Source organism: Trueperaceae bacterium (assembly GCA_023954415.1).
Lineage (GTDB): Bacteria > Deinococcota > Deinococci > Deinococcales > Trueperaceae > JAAYYF01.
Genome location: JAMLIB010000030.1, coordinates 1 through 1,008, shown reverse-complemented (window position 1 = coordinate 1,008; position 1,008 = coordinate 1). Strand labels below are relative to the sequence as shown.

1 protein-coding gene is annotated in these 1,008 nt (G+C 71.0%); it reads left to right on the top strand.

The window, feature by feature from the left end:
• Positions 1–27: 27 nt before the first annotated feature.
• On the top strand, positions 28–1,008 hold a 981-nt coding region (locus M9914_14345; GenBank protein MCO5175356.1), incomplete at its 3' end, for an AAA family ATPase.

Genomic DNA, 1,008 nt, shown 5'->3' with positions numbered 1-1,008 from the left:
GCCGACGTCCAGCCGCCCGAGCACAACTTGCCCAACCTCATCGCCCCGTTCGTGGGTCGCGACCAGGAGCTGCGCGACCTGGAGGCGCTACTCGAGCGCGGGGAGCGGTTGGTGACCATCACGGGGCTCGGGGGGATGGGCAAGACGCGTCTCGCGCTGGCCCTCGCCAGGCGGGTCGTGAAGGGACGCCGGTTCACTCGCGTCTACTTCGTTCCGTGCGGCGTCGAGAGGCCGGATCAGGTGCTGACCCAGGTCGCCGCCGTGGCCGCTCCGCGAACGGGGGCGCCCGCGCTGACCAGCTTGCGGCGGACGTTCGGCGACGAGAGCACCTTACTCGTGCTGGACGGCCTCGACCAGGTGGCCGGTGACGCGCAGCAGCTCGGCGAGCTGCTCGAGGCGTGCCCTCTCGTCAGGCTGGTTGTAACCTCGCGCGAGCCGCTGGGCTTGACTGCGGAGTCCCTCTACCCGCTGGACGGCCTGCCCCTGCCCGGAAGCGCGGCCGAAGCGCTGGCAGGCACCGGAGAGGCGAGCGGTCTGGACCTATACGTCCTCACCGCTCGCCGTTTCGACCCCCGGTTCGCCCTGGAGCAAGCGAACGCGAGCTTGGTGCTCGGCATCTGCACGCGCTTGGCCGGCGCGCCGCTCGGGATCGAGCTGGCAGCGTCGCTGGCCTCCGTCGTGTCGCCTGAGGAGCTGGAACGCGAGCTGGAGGCCGACCTCGACACGCTGGTCAGTGTCAGGTCCACGACCAACCCGCAGCACACCAGCCTGCGCGTCGTGTTCGAGCGCTCCTGGAGCCTCTTGAGCGACGCCGAGCGCGGCGCGCTGTCGGGTTGCTCGGTCTTCCAGGGCGGCTTCACGCGCGTAGCGGCCGCCGCGGTGCTGCGGCTGGACGTGCGGCTGCTCACCGCGCTCCTCGACAGGTCGCTCGTGTGGCGTGCGGGAGGGAGGTACGACTTGCACCCGCTCGTGAAGCAGTACGCGGGCGAGAAACTGAGCGAGCGGCCT